At 64.0% G+C, this 18,731-nt stretch carries 19 protein-coding genes and 2 tRNA genes; 11 read left to right on the top strand and 10 right to left on the bottom strand.

Going from position 1 to position 18,731, the window contains the following annotated elements; genetic code table 11:
* Positions 1 to 320, top strand: a 320-nt coding sequence (locus tag HMPREF0307_RS07200; protein WP_197418397.1) for an HNH endonuclease signature motif containing protein, incomplete at its 5' end; no start/stop codon positions are given.
* Here the strand turns inward: HMPREF0307_RS07200 and chrA are convergent.
* Genes chrA through HMPREF0307_RS07215 form a run of 3 tightly spaced genes read right to left on the bottom strand, consistent with a single transcriptional unit; the run spans position 317 to position 2,818 of the window.
* The gene (gene chrA / locus HMPREF0307_RS07205) at positions 317 to 1,450 is read right to left on the bottom strand and encodes a chromate efflux transporter (protein WP_066490442.1); all 1,134 of its coding nucleotides are present in this window, start codon (positions 1,448 to 1,450) and stop codon (positions 317 to 319) included. The genes HMPREF0307_RS07200 and chrA overlap by 4 nt on opposite strands.
* 5 nt (positions 1,451 to 1,455) lie before the next feature.
* The gene (locus tag HMPREF0307_RS07210; RefSeq protein ID WP_066490446.1) at positions 1,456 to 1,857 is read right to left on the bottom strand and encodes a globin domain-containing protein; all 402 of its coding nucleotides are present in this window, start codon (positions 1,855 to 1,857) and stop codon (positions 1,456 to 1,458) included.
* Complete coding sequence (locus HMPREF0307_RS07215; protein ID WP_066490451.1) at positions 1,841 to 2,818, bottom strand: mechanosensitive ion channel family protein; 978 nt, start codon at positions 2,816 to 2,818, stop codon at positions 1,841 to 1,843. Before HMPREF0307_RS07215 ends, HMPREF0307_RS07210 begins: the two co-directional genes overlap by 17 nt.
* 82 nt (positions 2,819 to 2,900) lie before the next feature.
* On the opposite strand from HMPREF0307_RS07215, the gene HMPREF0307_RS07220 reads away from it, so the two are divergent.
* Both HMPREF0307_RS07220 and HMPREF0307_RS07225 read left to right on the top strand, forming a co-directional pair.
* Positions 2,901 to 4,076, top strand: a complete 1,176-nt coding sequence (locus HMPREF0307_RS07220; RefSeq protein ID WP_066490457.1) for a cystathionine gamma-synthase — start codon at positions 2,901 to 2,903, stop codon at positions 4,074 to 4,076.
* Positions 4,077 to 4,243: 167 nt separating this feature from the next.
* On the top strand, positions 4,244 to 4,975 hold the full coding sequence (locus HMPREF0307_RS07225) for a GntR family transcriptional regulator (protein WP_066490458.1): 732 nt from the start codon (positions 4,244 to 4,246) through the stop codon (positions 4,973 to 4,975).
* Between the two features lie 78 nt (positions 4,976 to 5,053).
* Here HMPREF0307_RS07225 and pepN read toward each other — a convergent pair whose 3' ends face one another.
* Positions 5,054 to 7,543, bottom strand: coding sequence for an aminopeptidase N (gene pepN, locus HMPREF0307_RS07230; RefSeq protein WP_066490459.1), 2,490 nt, complete (start codon positions 7,541 to 7,543; stop codon positions 5,054 to 5,056).
* Positions 7,544 to 7,632: 89 nt separating this feature from the next.
* Between pepN and HMPREF0307_RS07235 the strand changes: the two genes are divergently transcribed.
* Entirely contained in the window at positions 7,633 to 8,253 is a 621-nt protein-coding gene (locus tag HMPREF0307_RS07235; RefSeq protein ID WP_181734595.1) for a mycothiol-dependent nitroreductase Rv2466c family protein, read from the top strand.
* Here HMPREF0307_RS07235 and HMPREF0307_RS07240 read toward each other — a convergent pair.
* Positions 8,250 to 8,651: a hypothetical protein gene (locus tag HMPREF0307_RS07240; protein WP_066490468.1), complete on the bottom strand. Its 402-nt coding sequence runs from the start codon at positions 8,649 to 8,651 to the stop codon at positions 8,250 to 8,252. The genes HMPREF0307_RS07235 and HMPREF0307_RS07240 overlap by 4 nt on opposite strands.
* Before the next feature lie 69 nt (positions 8,652 to 8,720).
* Between HMPREF0307_RS07240 and HMPREF0307_RS07245 the strand changes: the two genes are divergently transcribed.
* Positions 8,721 to 9,194, top strand: a complete 474-nt coding sequence (locus HMPREF0307_RS07245; protein WP_066490477.1) for a ribose-5-phosphate isomerase — start codon at positions 8,721 to 8,723, stop codon at positions 9,192 to 9,194.
* A gap of 219 nt (positions 9,195 to 9,413) precedes the next feature.
* Here the strand turns inward: HMPREF0307_RS07245 and HMPREF0307_RS07250 are convergent, their stop codons facing one another.
* Positions 9,414 to 10,202, bottom strand: coding sequence for a hypothetical protein (locus tag HMPREF0307_RS07250; protein ID WP_066490527.1), 789 nt, complete (start codon positions 10,200 to 10,202; stop codon positions 9,414 to 9,416).
* Between the two features lie 151 nt (positions 10,203 to 10,353).
* On the opposite strand from HMPREF0307_RS07250, the gene HMPREF0307_RS07255 reads away from it, so the two are divergent.
* Positions 10,354 to 10,428 (top strand) — tRNA-Gly (locus tag HMPREF0307_RS07255).
* Positions 10,429 to 10,475: 47 nt separating this feature from the next.
* Positions 10,476 to 11,303: an aldo/keto reductase gene (locus HMPREF0307_RS07260; protein ID WP_066490478.1), complete on the top strand. Its 828-nt coding sequence runs from the start codon at positions 10,476 to 10,478 to the stop codon at positions 11,301 to 11,303.
* Here the strand turns inward: HMPREF0307_RS07260 and HMPREF0307_RS07265 are convergent.
* The gene (locus HMPREF0307_RS07265) at positions 11,296 to 11,946 is read right to left on the bottom strand and encodes an HAD-IA family hydrolase (RefSeq protein WP_066490480.1); all 651 of its coding nucleotides are present in this window, start codon (positions 11,944 to 11,946) and stop codon (positions 11,296 to 11,298) included. The genes HMPREF0307_RS07260 and HMPREF0307_RS07265 overlap by 8 nt on opposite strands.
* A gap of 80 nt (positions 11,947 to 12,026) precedes the next feature.
* On the opposite strand from HMPREF0307_RS07265, the gene HMPREF0307_RS07270 reads away from it, so the two are divergent.
* The 4 genes from HMPREF0307_RS07270 to HMPREF0307_RS07285 all read left to right on the top strand — a co-directional run bounded on the left by HMPREF0307_RS07270 (position 12,027) and on the right by HMPREF0307_RS07285 (position 15,012).
* A tRNA-Pro gene (locus HMPREF0307_RS07270) sits at positions 12,027 to 12,100 on the top strand.
* Between the two features lie 93 nt (positions 12,101 to 12,193).
* Positions 12,194 to 13,552, top strand: a complete 1,359-nt coding sequence (gene tig / locus HMPREF0307_RS07275; protein ID WP_066490482.1) for a trigger factor — start codon at positions 12,194 to 12,196, stop codon at positions 13,550 to 13,552.
* Positions 13,553 to 13,769: 217 nt separating this feature from the next.
* Positions 13,770 to 14,354: an ATP-dependent Clp protease proteolytic subunit gene (locus tag HMPREF0307_RS07280; RefSeq protein ID WP_230384166.1), complete on the top strand. Its 585-nt coding sequence runs from the start codon at positions 13,770 to 13,772 to the stop codon at positions 14,352 to 14,354.
* 34 nt (positions 14,355 to 14,388) lie between these two features.
* Entirely contained in the window at positions 14,389 to 15,012 is a 624-nt protein-coding gene (locus HMPREF0307_RS07285; protein ID WP_066490487.1) for an ATP-dependent Clp protease proteolytic subunit, read from the top strand.
* Positions 15,013 to 15,015: 3 nt separating this feature from the next.
* Here HMPREF0307_RS07285 and HMPREF0307_RS07290 read toward each other — a convergent pair whose 3' ends face one another.
* From HMPREF0307_RS07290 to HMPREF0307_RS07300, 3 genes are all read right to left on the bottom strand, one after another.
* Positions 15,016 to 16,479, bottom strand: coding sequence for a sodium/proline symporter (locus HMPREF0307_RS07290; protein WP_066490489.1), 1,464 nt, complete (start codon positions 16,477 to 16,479; stop codon positions 15,016 to 15,018).
* 156 nt (positions 16,480 to 16,635) lie between these two features.
* Entirely contained in the window at positions 16,636 to 17,406 is a 771-nt protein-coding gene (fabG, locus tag HMPREF0307_RS07295) for a 3-oxoacyl-ACP reductase FabG (RefSeq protein ID WP_066490495.1), read from the bottom strand.
* 9 nt (positions 17,407 to 17,415) lie between these two features.
* Positions 17,416 to 18,684: an MFS transporter gene (locus HMPREF0307_RS07300; protein WP_231725110.1), complete on the bottom strand. Its 1,269-nt coding sequence runs from the start codon at positions 18,682 to 18,684 to the stop codon at positions 17,416 to 17,418.
* Between the last annotated feature and the right edge of the window lie 47 nt (positions 18,685 to 18,731).

Here is an 18,731-nt window from a genome sequence, read left to right on the forward strand (position 1 = left end):
GTACGGTGCCGGCGAAGTACGCGCAGCTCGACCATCGTGTGGAGTACGGGGATGGTGGTGAAACGTCGACGGATAATTTGATTGCTGTATGCCAGCATCATCACAACGCCAAGACGGACCGCCGGTGTGATTATCTCTTCGACCCCGTCACCGGCTTTGTGTACTGGTTGTTTGAAGACGGCACGTGGGAGTCGACGGAGCCGCAGGGGATTATGGCCCAGCGGTGGCGCCAGACCATTTCCCAGCGCACCGAACAGCTCGCCACCGAGCGCAACCTCATCCCGCTGCCCGAACCGGAGGAGACCAGTTTCGCAGACTAAAGAAGAACCCAGCCGGCAAGAGCCGCGCCGACCGCGACGGACCACGCCGGGGCCTTGAACCAGAGTGCTGCGAAGGCGGCCACAGCGATGAGAGCGGTGGCCCAGCCTGTCACGCCGTGGGTGATGATGGGATCCCAGAGCGCGTGGGTGAGCAGCCCGACGACGGCGGCATTGACGCCAGCGAAGGCGCCGCGCATGCGCGGAAGCGTGCGCCAGCGCGACCAGAAGTAGAGTCCCGCGACCATGAGGAGGGCGCCAGGAAGGAAGATCATCACGGTGCCGACGACTGCACCGAGGATTCCGCGATCGACGGCGCCGACGTAGGTCGCAAACGTGAAGAACGGCCCGGGTAAACCTTGGGCGATGGAGTAGCCGGCGAAGAACTCAGCGGGGTTCATCCATCCGGTGGCGACGAAGCGATCCTCGAGCAGCGGCAGGATGACGTGTCCGCCGCCGAAGACGAGGGCGCCGGCTTGGTAGAAGGCGTTCAGCCGTGTCGCCCACCAGTTCCCGGTGAGCGCGCCGGCGGCCAGCCCACCGAGCAGTGCGAAGAAGGCAAAGAGCGCGCTCCAACCGGCGCGGGCGGTGACGGGGCGCAGCTCGGGTGCGTCGGCGAGGTCGGGACGTCGGAGGAACGCGGCGCCGAGACCCGCTGCGATGAGGAGCGGGACTATGTGGGAAAGCCAGAACAGCGCAACGAAAGTGGCAATCGCAAGCGCCCACGTGAGTAGGGTAGAGAGCAGCTTGCGGGCCATGCCGTAGACGGCGTGGGCGACGACGCCTGCTGCGGCGGCGAGCAGACCGGTGAGGAAGGGGGTATCGGCAAGCTGGGCGTCGCGGAAGGCGAGGCCACAGACGGCCATGATGAGGGCCGAGGGCAGCGTGAACCAGAACCAGGCCGAAATAAACCCGGCCCAGCCGCCGCGATGGTAGCCGAGCGCCATGCCGACCTTGGAGCTGCCGGGGCCGGGCAGGAACTGCGAGAGCGCGACGAGGTCCGCATAGGACGACTCGGTGAGCCAGCCGCGCCGGCCGATGAACTCGGTCCGGAAATAGCCGAGGTGAGCCGCGGGGCCGCCGCAAGACGTCCAGCCCAGCGGGAAGAAGGAGCGCCGGATGTCTGCGGACATGTGGGTTAGTCCGGCTGGTTGACGAGCATGCCAGCGACGCGCTCGAAGTGGTCGGTGAGCATGTGACGGTAGGCCGGGGGAATGGTCTCCTCGTCGATCTGGGCGAGCGAGTTATTCATGAGCTCGAGCCAGCGCAGGGCGGCGGCGCGGTCCACATGGAAGTGGGCGTGCCGCATGCGCAGGGCTGGGCGGCCGCGGTTTTCGCTGAACTCCTGGGGCCCGCCCCAGTACTGCGCGAGGAACCACTTGAGACGGTTGTGTGCGCCCTCCATATCGTCTTCGGGATACATGGGCGCGAGGATGTCGTCGTCGGGCACCTGCGCGTAGAAGCCCGCGACGAGCTTGTCGAAGGTGGCGTCGCCGCCGATGGCGTCGTAGACGGACTCGGCGCTATTCGGCGTCGTCATAATTGGGGATTCCTTTGCCGTGGGGGTAGGGGGTATTGATGTCGTTCTTCTGCATATCTTCCCAGATCTCGCCCTGGATGAAGCGCTGAACCTGCCATTGGGCGCCGGGGAGGGTCTTGGTCACGATGCGCACGGTGGCATAGTCAGGCTCGACGCTCGAGACGCCGAGCATGTTTGGGGCCTCGAGGATGAGCCCGGAGACGGCTTCCTCGTCCGCCGCGCGTGCTGCCGATGCCGCGATGACGGCCTGGGCATCATCGATGTCGTTGGACAGGCTGATGGGTACCTCGATGCGGGCAATGGCGTAGCCATCAGAGTGGTTGGCGACGTGGAGAATCTCGCCATTGCGGACGTACCACAGCGCGCCGTCCATGTCGCGGACGGTGGTGATGCGCAACGTGATGTCCTCGACGTCGCCGAAGACGCCGTTGCCGAGATCGATGGTGTCGCCGATGCCGTACTGGTCCTCGAGGAGCATGAAGATGCCGGAGAGGAAGTCCTTGATAAGCGACTGGGCGCCGAAGCCGATGGCGACGCCCACGACGCCGGCCGAGGCGATGAGTGGGGCGACGTTGACGCCGATTTCGGCGAGGATGGTCATGGCGGCCCAGACCCAGATGACGATGGCGACGGCGGAGCGGGCGACGCCAGCGAGCGTCTTAATGCGGGAGATACGGCGTTTCTCGTGCGTCTCGTCGAGGGAGCGCAGTTGGGCCTGTTGCTTGGACTTGGGCTTGCGTACGTTGCGTAGCAGCGGCGGGCGCGAACCGTTCGAGCTCTGCGCTTTGCGTGCGAGCTTGTCGATGAGCCGGCGCGAGAGCCAATGCAGAACGAGCGCAATGAGAATGATGAGCAGGATCTTCAGAGGCTTTTCCACGAGCCAGGCACGGGTATCGGGATTGGACCACCACGAGTTAACCGCGGTGACGGTGTCGGTTGCAGTGTTTTTAGCGAGAATCATCGTCCGCCTAGTGTACGCCAGGGTGAATATAAAAGGCGGAAAGGTACGCGAAAAATGGACAGCTTGGTCTAGGCTTGCGTGCATGACTGAGCCGAGCAACCACGAGCGCCGCGCACAACTCGCGCGCGGCTTCCATTCCCGTGCCATCCACGCCGGATACCAGCCGGATAGCCATATGGGTTCTATCAACGTGCCCATCTACGCGTCCACGACGTTCGAACAAGACGGCTTGGCGCAACTGCGTGGCGGCTTCGAGTATGGACGCGTGGCTAACCCGACCGTGCGTGCTCTGGAGAAGACGCTCGCCGCGCTCGAGGACGCGCAGTACGCGCGCGTGTTCTCCTCTGGCATGGCGGCCGTGGATACGCTTCTGCGCATCATCCTGCGCCCGGGCGCGCACGTCATCCTCGGCAACGACGCTTATGGCGGCATGTACCGCCTGCTCCACAATGACTACGGCGATTGGGGCGTCGAGCTCAGCATCGTCGACACTACCGACGTGCAGGCGGTGCGCGCGGCCATCAAGGACAACACGAAGCTCATCTGGCTGGAAACGCCTACGAACCCGGCGACGAACATTACGGATATCGCGGCCGTTGCGGCGGTGAAGGGCAACGCTGCTGTTGTTGTGGATAACACCTTTGCGACCCCGTACCTCCAGAACCCGTTGGCGCTCGGTGCGGACCACGTGCTCCACTCCACCACGAAGTATCTGGGTGGGCACTCGGACGTCCTCGGCGGCGCGGTCGTGACCAATGATCCGGAGATGGACGAGCGCCTGCTTTACTTCCAGGGCAATACGGGCGCGGTGGCCTCGCCGTTTGATGCGTACCTCACTGCACGGGGTATCAAGACGCTTGCGGTGCGCATGGACCGCCACTGTCAGAACGCTCAGGCGGTGGCCGAGTTCCTTGCGGCGCGCGCGGAGGTGAAGCAGGTGCTCTATCCGGGGCTGGCGTCGCACCCGGGCCACGAGCTGGCGGCGAAGCAGATGCGCGGATTCGGCGGCATGATGTCGGTGCGCTTCCACAAGCCCGAGCATGCGACGCAGTTCTGTCTCAACACGCGGCTCATTGCTCTCGCAGAATCGCTGGGCGGTGTCGAGTCGCTCGTGGAGCATCCGCAGCGCATGACGCATGTGTCGGCGGAGGGCTCCGAACTCGTGCCGCCGGCGGACCTTGTGCGTCTGTCGATCGGCATCGAGGATAGTGAGGACTTGCTCGAGGATCTGCGCCAGGCGCTCGACGCTTTAGACTAGATTAAATGTCTCTTAATCTCGCTCGGATGGCTGGCATGACACCTGGCCGGTCTATATCTCACCGAGTGGATTGCGTAGAGATTTCTAAGCCTTTAAATCTTGAACTTAAGGCAGTTTTAAGCGGGCCTTAGTTAGGGGGATCATTTTTTATTGGCTATTCTTAATGCGTGACTGCTATCCAACGACGCAAGCCCGCATACTTGCTCATCTCTGACGCATTGCGCGAGAAGATTGAGACAGGCCAGCTGCGCCCCGGAGACCGCTTACCCACTGAGCGAGAGCTGGTTCAGGAGTTCGGCGTGGCCCGCATGACAGTTCGTCATGCCTTGGACATCCTTCAAATTGAGGGACTCATTGATCGTCGCCGCGGTCGCACAGGTGGAACCTTCGTACGGTCCATTCCGCCGGTCGCCGAGCTCACGACGCTCGACGACATCTACCCGCAGCTCAGCAGCCGCGGAACCGCGCTGCAGACGCGCGTTCTCGATTTCCAACGCACCACTGCTCCGCGCCATATCGCGGCGCAGCTGGAGATCGACGACAACGACGAAGTGTGGGCGCTGTGGCGCCTGCGCTCCACGGAGCTGTCTCCCGTGAGCCTTGCCATGCACTACCTGCCGGTGGAGTTCTTCCCGGACCTCGCAAGCAGCGATCTGGAAGGCATGATGAACAGTCTGGGCGTGCTCAAGCGCGAGCTCGTCACCCCGGCGTTGCCCACCGAGGACGAGCAGTCGCTCCTGCTCATCGGCCGGACACAGCCGGTGCTGCGCCTTTCCCGTACGGTGTGGGGCAGCGAAGGGCGCGTCGTCGAGCATTCAGAAGAGACCTTGCGTTCCGATGCCGTCACGGTCGCCGTCGTCGTCGGCGACAGGCCCGCCGCAACGCTCGAGTCTGTCTAGAACGGCAGCAGTCCCGCCGACGAGCGCCGCAGCGGCCGGCGAGAGGGGAGTCGATGATCCCACGCGGCCCCCAGTACATCAGGACGCGTCAAACCTGCGGTTGCGCAGTGCGCGGGCGACGCGGTCGCGGTCCTCGGTGACGCTGCGACGCAGGCCACCGGGCAGTTCGCGCGCGAGGAACTCATCGGCACGCTTGAGGCCTTCCTCTGTGACGTCCCAGCGAGGGAACAAGCCGGAGACGGTGGTCTGTGCGACCTCGGAGGACTGCGCGCCCCAGATCTTCTCCGCGACGTCGTAGAACTCCGCGGTGGGCAGGAGCGCCTCCGAGCCCGGTGACGTGAGACCCGCCAGCTTGGACTCGAGCTCGCGGTTGCCCAGGTCGCCGGCGACGATCTCGTCGTAGACCGCGCGCTTATTCTCCGGCGTGTTGACGGCCGCGCGGGCGCGGATGGCGCCCTGGACGCCGAGTGCCGAGTTATCGCGCTTAAGCTCCAAAGTCACCGCGTCCTCCATGTCCTCGCCAGCCGCCGCCAACGCTGCGAGTGCCTTCCAACGCAAGCCCTGGTCCTCGGAGTCGGCGAGGAGGCCCTGCAGGTAGGAACGGGCGGCATCGGAAAGCTCGAGCGAGGTGAGCGCCTGAGCGAAGATGAGGGAGCGCTGTGCGTCCGGGTTCTGTGCGCCGTCGAGCAGGGCAGATGCAAGGGTCTCATCGCTCGCTGCCCAGGCGGGATCGGCGTATTGCCGCTGGGCGGATACCGCCTGGATAAGGATGCGTTCGAGGACGGCGAGCTCCGTCTCTGCGGACGCACCGCGGGCGACGAGCGCCACGAAGTCGCGGGCGCGCATGGTGCCGCCGCGGGTCATCTCCCACGCCGCGGACCAGCACAGCGTGCGGGCCATGGGATCGACGAACTTGTCGATGTTCTCGATAGCGAACGCGAGCGAGTCCTCATCAAACTCGATAAGTGCGTACGTGAGGTCGTCATCGTTGACGAGGACGAAGTCTGCCTTCTCGGCGCCAATGAGGGCGTCCACCGACGTGGAGGCACCATCGATATCGAGTTCTTCGCGGCGGACACGGGTGACAGCCCCGTCGACCACGTTGTAGAGGCCGACCGCGAGGCGGTGCGTGCGCAGCGTGTCGCCGGACTGTTCAACAGAGAATGAAGCATACTTGCCGTCCTCCACGGTAAAGGCAGGCTTCACCGTGTTGACGCCCGTGGTCTTGAGCCACTGCTGCGCCCAGAAGGACAGGTCGCGACCAGAGGCCTCCTCGAGGTGCTGCAGCAAATCGGAGAAGGTCGCGTTGCTGAACGCATGCGCGGCGAAGTGACGGCGTACGCCTGACAGGAAATTCTCGCGGCCGACGTAGGACTGCAGCTGCTTCAACGTCGAGGCGCCCTTGGCGTAGGTGATGCCGTCAAAGTTCTGCTCGACGGTTTCGATATCAGACGCATCCGTGGAGATGGGGTGCGTGGTGGGCAGCTGATCCTGCTGGTAGGCCCAGGACTTCTCCACGTTGGCGAAGGTGACCCAGGCGGTGTCGTACTGGGTTTCCTCCGCCTGGGAGATGGCCGCGGACCAGGTGGCAAACGACTCGTTGAGCCACAGGTCGTCCCACCACTCCATGGTCACGAGGTCGCCGAACCACATGTGGGCGAGCTCGTGGAGGATGGTGTCCGCGCGGCGCTCGTACTTGTAGTGCGTCGCCGGCGAGGTGAAGACGTACTCGTCGCGAATGGTCACGCAGCCGGCGTTCTCCATCGCACCCGCATTGAATTCCGGCACGAAGATCTGGTCGTACTTGCCAAACGGGTAGGCGTAACCGAAGTTGCGGTGGTAGAAGTCGAAGCCCTGCTTGGTCTCCGTGAACAGGCGCTCGGCGTCGAGGGAGTCCTTGAGGGACTGGCGGCAGTAGATGCCCAGCGGCACCGTGAGTTCCTGCGCGGGCTGGCCCTCCGGGTGCTCCGTAAGCGTGCCCTCCCACACATCCGAGACGCGGTAGTAGGGACCCGCGCACACGGCAACGAGGTACGTGGAGAGCGGGTAGTCGATCTCGCAGCGCCAGCGAGTTCCATCAAATTCAACGGGGCCATTGGTGATGATCGTCCAGTCGCTCGGGGCCGTAAAGGACAGCGAGTACGTCGCCTTGAGGTTCGGCTGGTCGAAGCAGGCGAAGACGCGCTTGGCATCGGCCGTTTCGAACTGGGTGTAGAGGTACGGCTGGTTATCGGCCGGGTCCACGAAGCGGTGCAGGCCCTCGCCGGTGCGCGAGTAGGTGATGAGTGCATCGACCTCGAGGACGTGCGCGCCCTTCTTCAGCTCCAGCGGAATGCCGTAGGTGGGGTCGTACTCGAAGTCGATGGCCTCGCCATCCAAGGTTGCGGTGGCAGAATCCCCACGCAGATCGATGAACGTGGAGCCGTCCTCCTTCGCCGTAAACGATACGGTGGTGCGGGAGCGGAACTGCTTCTCGCCGGTGATATCAAGGTCTACGTCGTAGTGCTCAACTGTGACGAGGGCTGCGCGGGCCTGCGCCTCCGAGCGGGTGAGATTAACCGAGGTCATTGGGGTTCCTCCGAAATTTTGTGTGAAAAGTAACGCTACCCACATTAGTCTGGGGGAACGATAACGCACACCATTTTTTAGGAGAAATAATGCAGACCGTTACCTTCTGGTTCGATTGCACCTGCCCGTTCGCGTGGGCCACGTCCCGCTGGATGAAGGAAGTGGAGAAGGTCCGCGATATTAGCGTCGAGTTCAAGCCCATGTCGCTCTCCGTCCTCAACGACGGCCGCGACCTGGACCCGGACTACATGGAGATGATGAAGGCGAATTGGGGCCCGGCCCGCGTCGCCGCGAAGATCATGCTCGAAGCCCCGGAGAAGATCGACGCCTACTACACCGCCATGGGCACCCGCATCCACGGCGCCGGCGAGGGCGGCAAGAAGGGCTACGGCGCCTACGACGACATCATCACAGCCGCGCTTGCCGATGCCGCCCTTCCCGCAGAGTTTGCTTCCGTCGCCAATACGGAGGAGGTCGACGAGGACCTTCGCACGTTCCACCATGAAGGTATTTCCGAGGTCGGCGACGACGTCGGCACCCCGGTGGTCAAGCTGGGCGATACGGCCTTCTTCGGCCCCGTCATTACCCGCATTCCGACCGGCGAGGAGGCCGGCGAGATTTTCGATGCCGCCGTGCGTCTCGCGCAGTACCCGTACTTCTTCGAGATCAAGCGCACCCGCACCGAAATGCCGCAGGTGCGCGACAACTAGCGCTTACGCGCTCGACATGCTGCGGTGGCGAGGATGACCACCACGATGACCGTGCAGGGTAGCGAGGGCAGGCCCGCGATGTTGATAATCGGCAGGGTCTGCTGCGCCTGGTATTCCTCCCACGCGGCCAGCACCCAGCTCGCCCAGGACGCGGTGCCGATGAGTCCCACGATGAAGGCGACCAAGAGCTGGGCGTGGGTGCGTGCGCCCTTGTCAAAGCGCTTGCTGAACAGTGCGTAGCCTACGGCGACCACGAGGCCTAGGTTGGCGAGCGTGGCGAGGACCCAGCCGATGAGAAATCCCCGATAGTTGGGCAGGCTCGTGACGATGAGCGTCCCGATCCCCGCAGCGAAGCACACGGCGAAGAGGATGAGCGTGGTCGTGAGGTAGCGCGTCATGACACTTACGTTTACCGCAATGTTTGAGTTTGCGCAGCGGAACTGAGCGGGTGCGGTACCATCGTGGTCATGCGCGTATATCTAGGAGCAGACCACGCAGGGTTCGAGACGAAGAATGTCATTGCTGAACACCTGAAGAACCAAGGCCACGAAGTTATTGACTGTGGCGCCCACGCTTATGATGCCGAGGATGACTACCCGGCATACTGCATCGACGCCGCCCAGCGCACCGTCAACGATCCGGGTTCGCTCGGCATCGTGCTCGGTGGCTCCGGCAACGGCGAGCAGATTGCTGCGAACAAGGTGAAGGGTGCTCGTTGTGCCCTCGCGTGGTCCCCGGAGACCGCCCGCCTTGCACGCGAGCACAACAACGCTCAGCTCATTGGCATCGGTGGCCGCATGCACTCCGAGGAAGAGGCACTCGCCATCGTCGACGCTTTCCTCGATCAGGAATGGTCCCGCGCCGAGCGCCACCAGCGCCGCATCGACATCCTCGCCGAGTACGAGCGCACCGGCATCGCCCCGGAGCTTCCAGAGGCCTAATCGCCCCGAATATGACTCAAGCGCCAGCTTTCGCTGGCGCTTTCGTCGTTTTCCGTGCGTGGCAGTGGGTTTTATCATTTCGACGTCCCCAAACGGCACGAGGCTTAGCTTTGGGTTTGTTGCGTTTCGAGGGGTCTGAGTCGGCCTGAAGCGCCATAAACCCAAAGCTAAGGGGGCCTCCAAGAACCCTGGCGCTTGTGTTGACTTGGGGGACGGGGCTTAGAAGTCGAAGTCCATGTCGAACAGGCCGCCGCCGTCTCCGTCGCCGCCACCAAAGAGGCCGTCGAAGAAGCCGCCGCCATCTTCGCCGCCGCCCATGTCTCCGCCGCCCATGTCTCCCATGTCGCCGCCGCCGTCCCAGGCGCCGGACTCTGCGGCTGCGGCCGAGTAGCCAATACCGGACATGCCCGCGAACATAGCGTTAAACATCATGGAGTAACCCATCATCCACACACCGGTGCTCAGAGCATCGGCCCACCATGGACGCGAGTACCAGCCAGCGGGGACCGGACGGCCAGCGACGGTGCCGCCGGGGTAGTAGTTCGGGGTATTCGCCGAGGCGTACGGCGAGGCGGTAATCGTCTGGCCGTCCTGGAGCTCGACCGTGCGCTCCTCCGTGACGCGGCCAGCCTGACGCTGACCCTCGAGCGGCGGGAGCTGCGGGCCGGAAGGCATTCCCATGATCTCGCGGGCGGCATTGACGTAGTGCAGGCCCTCGAGCGCGGACTCGCGCGCGAGGTTCGCCTGCTTGGTCGTCGTGGCGCTGGCGAGTGCGGAATTCGCCGCAGTGAAACGCTCCGAAGCATCAGCCATCGCCTGCTGAGAGGCGGTGTCCGTGCCGGAGAGGTTCATGACCTGGCCGCCGAGGCGCTCGGTCCAGCGGCGCGCGTCTGCGATTGCGTCCTCAAAGCTCTGCTGCTCGATGGCCGCGGTGTTCTTCTTCGAACGGCTCGAGACAAACCACACTGCGCCTCCGACGGCCGCGAGGATAATAATGAGGCCCGTCATGTTGTAGACCACTCACTCCCATGTACTTAAAAGTATGTTCTTCCTGCCCACTATAACGATTAGCTGGGTTCCTGAGTTCCCGTTTTCTCAATTCCACGTGCCATGCGTTAAAGTGTTGAGCAGCACGTTACGCGCACGCGTTTGACGGCATGGGAATGTCGTATAGTGGCTAATACCTCAGCCTTCCAAGCTGAAGACGCGGGTTCGATTCCCGTCATTCCCTCCAACTTTCAACCCCGGTTTCGGCCGGGGTTTTGGCGTATTCTAGGCCGCATGACTGTACCGAATATCAAGTTAAACGACGGAAATACTATCCCTCAGCTGGGCTTTGGTGTGTTTAAGGTCGACCCAGAGCAGACCGCGGAACTCGTGGCCGAGGCGCTGCGCGTGGGCTACCGCCACATCGATACCGCAGCCATCTACGGTAACGAGGAGGGCGTGGGCCAGGCCATCGCCGAGTCCGGCATCCCGCGCGAGGAGCTGTTCATAACCACGAAGCTGTGGAATGACCGCCAGACCGACGCCGCCGCGGCGCTGGACGAGTCACTGCGGAAGCTGGGCCTCGACTACGTCGACCTCTACCTCATCCATTGGCCGACCCCGGAGAAGGACACCTTCGTCGAAGCGTGGAAGCAGCTCATCGAGCTGAAGAAGGCCGGCAAGGTCAAGTCCATCGGCGTCGCGAACTTCGAGCTCGGCCACATTGAGGAACTCGAGCTCAATACCGAGGAGACGCCAGCCGTCAATCAGGTCGAGCTGCATCCGTACCTTCAGCGTTGGCGCGAGCTCGACGGCATTCGTGCACACGGCATCAAGATCGAGTCGTGGGGTCCGCTGGGTCAGGGCAAGACCGACATTATGGAGCAGCCCGAGGTCACCGGTCCGGCCGAGGCCCATGGTGTCACCCCAGCACAGGTGCTTATTCGCTGGCAGCTGCAGAATGGCGTAATCGTCTTCCCGAAGTCCGCGCACAAGGAGCGCATCGCAGAGAACTTCGACGTCTTCGGCTTCGAACTCACCGAGGACGAGATGGCGGGTATCACGAGCCTGGATCGCGGCGAGGACGGCCGCGGCGGCCCGCACCCGAACGACTTTAACTAGTCCATCCGGCGACGATAGCCTCGAGCGCTGGGAAGTCCGGCGCAAAGAAATCCGCGTCGTCGAACTCGGGCTGGCTGCCGTGGCCCCAGCCCACGAGCGCCGTCGCGATGCCGAGTGGGCGGGCGCCCTCCGTGTCGTGGGAGCGGTCGCCGATCATGAGGATCTTGGACTCGTGGCCGCGTAAGTCCATGGAATCAAGGACCCACTCGATGACCTCGCGCTTGCGCTTGCGCGTGCCGCCCTCGTCGTCGGCGCCGCCTATGAAGTCGAAGTGCTCGAGGACACCCAACTGGTCCAGGATGAGTGTGGTGACGGTGTCGCCCTTGCTTGTCGCCGTGCACAGCGTGTGGCCCGCCGCCTTCCACCGAGGTAGGGCGTCCGCCCAGCCCTCGTGGAGCGTGGTCCACTTCCACCCCGACGTGTCATACACCTGGTGGAATGCGGCGTAGATACGCTCGACGGCATCGGAAGCATAGCCCCAGGCCGCGAGGGTATCGCGCAGTGGGGGCCCGGGGAGCCGGTGGAGCTGGGCATCGGAAGGCTGGGGCAGGCCGAGCTCATCCATGGTCGCGCGGATGCACGCGGCGATGCCGGGATAGGAGTTGACGAGCGTGCCGTCGACATCGATAAATAAAATCGCCATGTTTGCCAGACTAGCTGCCGGTTTCCGCAAACGGCGCTACACCCAGTAGACTTGCGCGATGAACCCGTTTCGGCGGGTCGCGGGACGTGGCGCAGTTTGGTAGCGCACCTGCTTTGGGAGCAGGGGGTCGCAGGTTCAAATCCTGTCGTCCCGACGTAAAAGAAGGGGTCCAAGACGAAGAGTCTTGGACCCCTTTAGTACACTTGTGAGCCGTACATTCTACTAACTACCCGCAGGAGAGTTTTCCGTGAAGACCACCGTCGACAAGCTGAGCGATACTCGCGTCAAGCTGACCGTTAACGTTCCGTTCTCGGAGCTGGACAAGGAGATCGCGCAGGCTTACGCTGCCATCGCGCAGCAGGTCTCGATCCCGGGCTTCCGTAAGGGCAAGGCGCCGCGCCAGCTTATCGATGCGCGCATCGGCCGCGGCCCCATCCTCGAGCAGGTCGTCAACGACATGCTGCCTACCCGCTACGAGCAGGCCGTCGTTGAAAACGACCTCAAGGTCATCGGCCAGCCGGAGATCGACATCACCAAGATCGAGGACAACGACGTTGTCGAGTTCACCGCTGAGGTCGACGTCCGCCCGGAGATCGAGGTTCCGGACTTCTCCAAGATCGCCGTCACCGTTCCGGCCATCGTTGCTGACGATGCCGCCGTGGACGAGGCTCTGGAGAACCTCGCCGAGCGCTTCGGTGAACTCAAGGACACCAAGCGCAAGATGAAGACCGGCGACTACGCCATCATCGACATCACCGCCGAGATCGACGGCAAGAAGATTGAGGACGCGTCCACCGAGGGCCTGTCCTACCGCATCGGCGACGACGACCTCATCAAGGGCCTCGACACCGCACTGCGCGGCATGAAGACCGACGAGGACAACGAGTTCACCGCTGAGATCAACTCCGGCGAGCACAAGGGCGAAGAGGCCACCATCAAGGTCCACGTCGTTCAGTCCAAGGAGCGCAAGCTGCCGAACCTCGACGACGAGTTCGCTCAGATGGCGTCTGAGTTCGACACCATCGAGGAGCTGCGCGAGGCCACCAAGGGCCAGGTCGAGGAGTCCAAGAAGTCCGAGCAGGCTGCTGCCATCCGCGACGAGGTCCTCAAGGCTGCCATGGAGCAGGTGTCCTTCGAGCTGCCGCAGTCCATCGTGGACGAGCAGGTTCACGCTCAGCTGCACCAAGTCCTGGGCCAGCTCGCACACGACGAGAAGGCTCTTGCCCAGCTGCTCGAGGCACAGGGCACCACCCGCGAGGAGTTCGACAAGGAGTCCCGCGAGCAGGCTGAAGAGTCCGTGCGCACCCAGCTGTTCCTGGACGCCGTCGCTGACAAGGAAGAGCCGGAGGTCTCCCAGCAGGAGCTCACCGATCACATCCTGTTCACCGCACAGTCCTACGGCATGGACCCGAACCAGTTCATCCAGCAGATCCAGTCCAACGGCCAGATCGGCAACCTGTTTGCCGACGTCCGCCGTGGCAAGGCACTCGCGGCCTCCATCTGCCGCGTTGATGCTAAGGACGAGGACGGCACCAAGGTCGACGTCGAGCAGTACTTCGGCGAGATCGAAGAAGACGAGGAGACCGCAGCGAACGCTGAGGATTAATCCTTCACGCTGAAAGCCCGGGCTGCAGCCCGGGCTTTTTGCATGCCTACGCGGCTGGCGTAACGCTTATAGCGAACAAGGCCCTTTCGAGGGGTTCTTGGCGACCAAAGCGCGGTAGGGTGGTGCCATTGGCTTTTCGCGTCGCGGTTTTCGCTGCGGCGGCAAAGCGGAAAAGAACACGTACGAAGGAGACTGATTAGAAGTGTCTGACATCACTATGACGGCACCGGGCGCAGGCATGAACCTGGGCGATAGCGTCTACGAGCGCCTGCTGCGCGAGCGCATTATCTTCCTGGGCACCCAGGTGGACGACGAGATTGCGAATAAGCTGTGCGCACAGATCCTGCTTCTGTCGGCTGAGGATCCCACTCGCGACATTTCGCTCTACATTAACTCCCCGGGCGGTTCCGTCACGGCCGGCATGGCCATCTACGACACGATGAAGTACTCGCCGTGCGATATCGCCACCTACGGCATGGGCCTGGCTGCCTCCATGGGCCAGTTCCTGCTCTCCGGCGGCACGAAGGGCAAGCGCTACGCTCTGCCACACGCACGCATTATGATGCACCAGCCGTCTGCTGGCGTGGGTGGCACCGCTGCCGATATCGCCATCCAGGCCGAGCAGTTCGCCGCCACCAAGCGCGAGATGGCCGAGCTCATCGCTGAACACACCGGCCAGACCTTCGAGCAGATCACCAAGGACTCCGACCGCGACCGCTGGTTCACCGCGCAGGAAGCCAAGGACTACGGCATCGTCGACCACGTCATCGAGTCCGCTCAGGGCCCGCTGTCCAACCTCTAAACCGGCACGCATTCTTTTAGAAGGAGAATCTTTTATGTCTAACTTCCAGATGCCGAACTCCCGCTACGTGCTGCCGTCCTTTATCGAGCAGTCCGCCCAGGGCACCAAGGAGACCAACCCGTACTCCAAGCTCTTCGAGGAGCGCATTATCTTCCTGGGCACCCAGGTCGATGACACCTCCGCCAACGACATCATGGCGCAGCTGCTCGTCCTCGAGTCCCAGGACCCCGACCGCGACATCACGATGTACATCAACTCCCCGGGTGGCTCGTTCACCTCGCTGATGGCCATCTACGACACCATGCAGTACGTTCGCCCCGACGTGCAGACCGTCTGCCTGGGCCAGGCCGCGTCCGCCGCCGCTGTGCTGCTGGCCGCCGGTGCCCCGGGCAAGCGCGCAGCCCTGCCGAACTCCCGCATCCTCATCCACCAGCCGCGCACGCAAGGCACCCAGGGCCAGGTCTCTGACCTCGCCATCGAGGCTGCCGAGATCGAGCGTATGCGTCGCCTCATGGAGGACACGCTGGCCCGCCACACCGGCCGTACCTCCGAGCAGGTCCGCCAGGACACCGACCGCGACAAGATCCTCACCGCGCAGGAAGCCGTCGAGTACGGTCTCATTGATACGGTGTTTGATTACCGTAAGCTCAACGCTTAAGCGCTAAGACACAAGGGCGGCCTTCGGGCCGCCCTTTTTTAGATCTCCCGCAGTGCTGCCTGAATGCGAGCTGGCACTGGGTAGCGCCGCTGCGTCGCCAGCGTTCCCCACAACCATGGCCAGCGTGGAGCTGCCGATGCCCGCAACCATCGCGTCCCAGCCCGTCGCAGCGTCGAGGCCCAGGGCATTCCACCCCACGGACACCACAGCACCAGTGAGCATGGAGGCGAGCGCGCCCGCCTTATTCGCCTTGGGCCACCACACCGCACAGATATAGGACGGCGCGAACGCGGAGCCAAGCACAGTCGCGGCAAACGTGATGAGCGAAAGAACGGTGGGCGGCTGCCAGAGCGCGACGGCGATCCCGGCCGTGGCCAACACGAGAACCGTCCAGCGTGCGGCCCCGCCGCGGGGGAGCAGGTCGCGCGCCACGATGGTCGAGGCCTGGAGCAGCAGCGCGTCGGCCGTCGACATGATGGCCGCCATGACCGCGGCCATGACGACGCCCACCGCACACCCGGGCAGGACCTTCTGCGCGACGGCGAAGATGGCGGTTTCCGGATCCGCAAGGTTGGGTACCAGCAGCAGGGCGAAGAGCCCCACGAGGTAGGGTGCTGGCACGAAGACGAGATTGAAGAGCACGGAGTAGACGCTGGCCTTACGCGTGACGGCCGGGTTCTTCATCGCCATGTGGGAGACCACGACGTGCGGCCAGCCCATGTACCCGATCGAGAAGATAAGTAGCGCGCCGAGAATCGTGCCCCACTGGCCGCGGTACTCGAGGTCCGCGCCGAACATGGTGAGCAGATTCGGGTTCAACTCGGCGATGCTCGCGTGCCCAGCGCTGAGGCCGCCGACCGCGCGGACTGTGGCGATGAGGATCCAGGTCATACCCACGACCATGACGAGCGCCTGGGCGAAGTCCGTGTACGCCACCGCGAGGTAACCACCCAGGAACGTGTAGGCGACGATGACGCCTACCGCGATGAGCAGCGCTGTGTTGAACGGCAGTCCGGTCACCGATGCAAGACCCGCGCCGCCTGCGATGAATTGGCCGAGCAGGTAGAGGAAGAGCGCGCCCACCGCGAGGACGGCGCCCACGCGGCGCACGAGCTGCGAGTCATAGCGGTCGCCCAGGTACTCGATGGAGGAAATAGACCCGAGCTTGTGCGAGAGCGTGCGCATGCGCTTGCCTAGCACAGAGAGGTTGAGCAGGCCGCCGCCCAAATCGCCCAGGGCGTACCACATGCCGTAGTAGCCGGAGGTGTAGCCGAGAGCCCCGGCGCCGGCGAACATGTAGCCGGACATCGAGGTTGACTGGAGGCGCAGCGCCGTGACAGCCGGGCCGAGGCGCCGCCCACCCAGCAGGTACTCCTCATCGCTCGCGCCGGTCCGGCGCGCGGCCCAGAGGCCGATGCCGAGCATGACCACGAAGTAGCCAATGAGGAAGGCAACGGCGGCGCTCATGCCTGCCCATCCCAGTCGCGGCTGCGAAGCAGGAAGACGCCGGCGAAGATCAACCAGGCGGCGGGGACACCCGTCATGACAAGCAGGGTTGCCCAGGGTAAACCGAACATGGCACACGACTCCTTGTGTGCTATCGCATAAGAATGGGATAGAAGTCTACGCCTCGTACGGCGGCAGAATCGCTTCGGGGGTCTCCGGCAGCACCTGGCCGCCGTCGATGATGAGGGTTTGGCCCGTGATGTAGCCGGCTTCGCGGGAGGCGAGGAACGCGGCGGCATTGCCGATATCGCGCGGGTCGCCCAGGCGGTGCATGGGGATGGCGCGGGTCATCTCGGCGAGGTACTCCTCGCCCTGGCCTTCGAGGCCCTCCGTCAGGATGTTGCCCGGCAGCACGCCGTTGATGGTGATGCCGTCGCGGGCGACCTCGAGCGCGGCGGAACGCATGAAGCCCTGCTGCGCGGCCTTGGATGCGCCATAGTGTGCCCAGCCGGGGAAGCCCGTGTGGGAGCCGGTGATCGAGGTCGTGATGACAATGCGGCCGTAGCGCTGTGCTTTCATATGCGGCAGCGCCTCCTGCACCACGGTGAACGTGCCATGCGTATTGATGGCGAACATCGCGTCCCACTGCTCATCCGTCATGGTCTCCAGCGGCGCGTTGGGGAACACACCCGCGTTGGAGCACACAATGTCGAGGCGGCCGAATTCCTCGACGACGGAGTCATAGAGCGCGCGGACCGTCTCACGCTTGGTCACGTCGACGAAGCGCGAGTGCGCACCCAGTGATGCGGCGGTGTCAGCCGCGGCCGACTCGTTGAGATCAGCGATGACGACGGTGGCACCAGCCTCGCACAATGCGGAGGCGATGCCCTTACCAATGCCCGTCGCGGCACCGGTGACGACTGCAATCTGATTATTAAGGGAGAACATGCCTTCAGGCTAAACCAGAACGCGCTCGCGCGCAGGAGTCGTGTGAACCTTACGGTACTCCCGAATTCCGCGCAGGCACACACCGCCCGCAACGGTGAGTACCGCGAAGAGAACGTAGAGCGCAAACGGCGTCCACCCTGCGTCGACGAGGTAGCCCACGAGGATGGGCGAGGCCGTCGTGGCCACGCGCACGACGCCAATGGCCGCTCCCATCGCCGAGGCACGCAGCGCGCCGGGATAGGCCGCCGGGACCACGGTGTAGAAGCCCGTGATGCAGCCGTTCAAAAACATGCCCGCCACGACGCCGAGGACGAGCATCGCCAGCGGCGCGCCCGACAAAGAGATGAAGGCCACGAGCACGACCGCCGCCGCGAGGCAGCAACCGATGAGTAGGCGCTGAGCGCGAATGCGCGTCGTGAGCGTCCCGAAGGCAAGCGAGCCCAGCGTGCCGCCCACAGAGAGCATGATGCCGCCCAGGATGCCCTGCTCGGCGCTGAGCCCGGCGGTATCGAGAAGCTTGGGTGTCCACTGCGACGCGAAACCGAACGCGGACGAGCCGAGGGCGAAGGCTACCCATAGGCGCAGCGAGATGGGGCGCCAAGCGGGGGAGAGGACGTCGCGGAGGGAGGCATCGGAAGGCTGAGCGGGCGCCACAATGATGTCGGAGCCGAGACCCAAGCGCAGGGCAAGGCGACGCACACCGGCGGAGTCGCCCCGCGCGGCCAGGAAGTCGGGGGACTCAGGGATAGACCACGCGAGAGCAAGCGCGACGAGAGTGAGTGCGGCGCCGACCCAGAAGATAATCTCCCAGGCGCCGAAAGACTTGGCCACCCAGCCGCACGCGGCGGCGCCTAGGCCGTAGCCCGAGGCATAGATGGCCACGGCGAGCCCGCGGTGGCGCAGGTTGGAAAACTCGCTCACGAGCACCGTGACGCACGTGAGGATGGCGCCCACGCCCACGCCGGTGAGGATGCGCGCGGCGAGCAGGAGCGCGAAGTTCGGCGCGAGCGCGGTCGCGACGAGACCCACAAGATCGATGGCGAGGCCTAAGAGGATGACTGTGCGGCGGCCCCAGCGGTCCGCGCGCGGGGCTAGGATGAGAGAGCCGAGCGCGATGCCGATGCCCGCCGCGGCAAGCAGCCAGCCCAGCGCTGAACCGCTCAACCCAAAGTCGTCCGTGACGGCCGAGGCGGCGAAGGCCATGGCGACCATGTCATAGCCGTCCAGCGAGTTGATAAAGAGCGCAATGGCGATGATGGTCCATTGATACGTTCCCATGCGGTGGGAGTCTATGCGCGACCGAATGTCCATGGTCAGGGCCTTTC

The organism is Corynebacterium sp. DNF00584, assembly GCF_001552965.1.
GTDB lineage: Bacteria > Actinomycetota > Actinomycetes > Mycobacteriales > Mycobacteriaceae > Corynebacterium > Corynebacterium phoceense.

Coding starts and splice junctions, on each gene's coding strand:
- fabG (WP_066490495.1), bottom strand. CDS start 17,406: ATGTTCTCCCTTAATAATCAGATTGCAGTCGTCACCGGTGCCGCGACG.
- HMPREF0307_RS07290 (WP_066490489.1), bottom strand. CDS start 16,479: ATGAGCGCCGCCGTTGCCTTCCTCATTGGCTACTTCGTGGTCATGCTC.
- HMPREF0307_RS07245 (WP_066490477.1), top strand. CDS start 8,721: ATGCGCGTATATCTAGGAGCAGACCACGCAGGGTTCGAGACGAAGAAT.
- HMPREF0307_RS07220 (WP_066490457.1), top strand. CDS start 2,901: ATGACTGAGCCGAGCAACCACGAGCGCCGCGCACAACTCGCGCGCGGC.
- HMPREF0307_RS07285 (WP_066490487.1), top strand. CDS start 14,389: ATGTCTAACTTCCAGATGCCGAACTCCCGCTACGTGCTGCCGTCCTTT.
- HMPREF0307_RS07300 (WP_231725110.1), bottom strand. CDS start 18,684: ATGGGAACGTATCAATGGACCATCATCGCCATTGCGCTCTTTATCAAC.
- HMPREF0307_RS07260 (WP_066490478.1), top strand. CDS start 10,476: ATGACTGTACCGAATATCAAGTTAAACGACGGAAATACTATCCCTCAG.
- HMPREF0307_RS07210 (WP_066490446.1), bottom strand. CDS start 1,857: ATGACGACGCCGAATAGCGCCGAGTCCGTCTACGACGCCATCGGCGGC.
- HMPREF0307_RS07215 (WP_066490451.1), bottom strand. CDS start 2,818: ATGATTCTCGCTAAAAACACTGCAACCGACACCGTCACCGCGGTTAAC.
- HMPREF0307_RS07280 (WP_230384166.1), top strand. CDS start 13,770: ATGACGGCACCGGGCGCAGGCATGAACCTGGGCGATAGCGTCTACGAG.
- HMPREF0307_RS07235 (WP_181734595.1), top strand. CDS start 7,633: ATGCAGACCGTTACCTTCTGGTTCGATTGCACCTGCCCGTTCGCGTGG.
- chrA (WP_066490442.1), bottom strand. CDS start 1,450: ATGTCCGCAGACATCCGGCGCTCCTTCTTCCCGCTGGGCTGGACGTCT.
- HMPREF0307_RS07250 (WP_066490527.1), bottom strand. CDS start 10,202: ATGACGGGCCTCATTATTATCCTCGCGGCCGTCGGAGGCGCAGTGTGG.
- pepN (WP_066490459.1), bottom strand. CDS start 7,543: ATGACCTCGGTTAATCTCACCCGCTCGGAGGCGCAGGCCCGCGCAGCC.
- HMPREF0307_RS07265 (WP_066490480.1), bottom strand. CDS start 11,946: ATGGCGATTTTATTTATCGATGTCGACGGCACGCTCGTCAACTCCTAT.
- HMPREF0307_RS07240 (WP_066490468.1), bottom strand. CDS start 8,651: ATGACGCGCTACCTCACGACCACGCTCATCCTCTTCGCCGTGTGCTTC.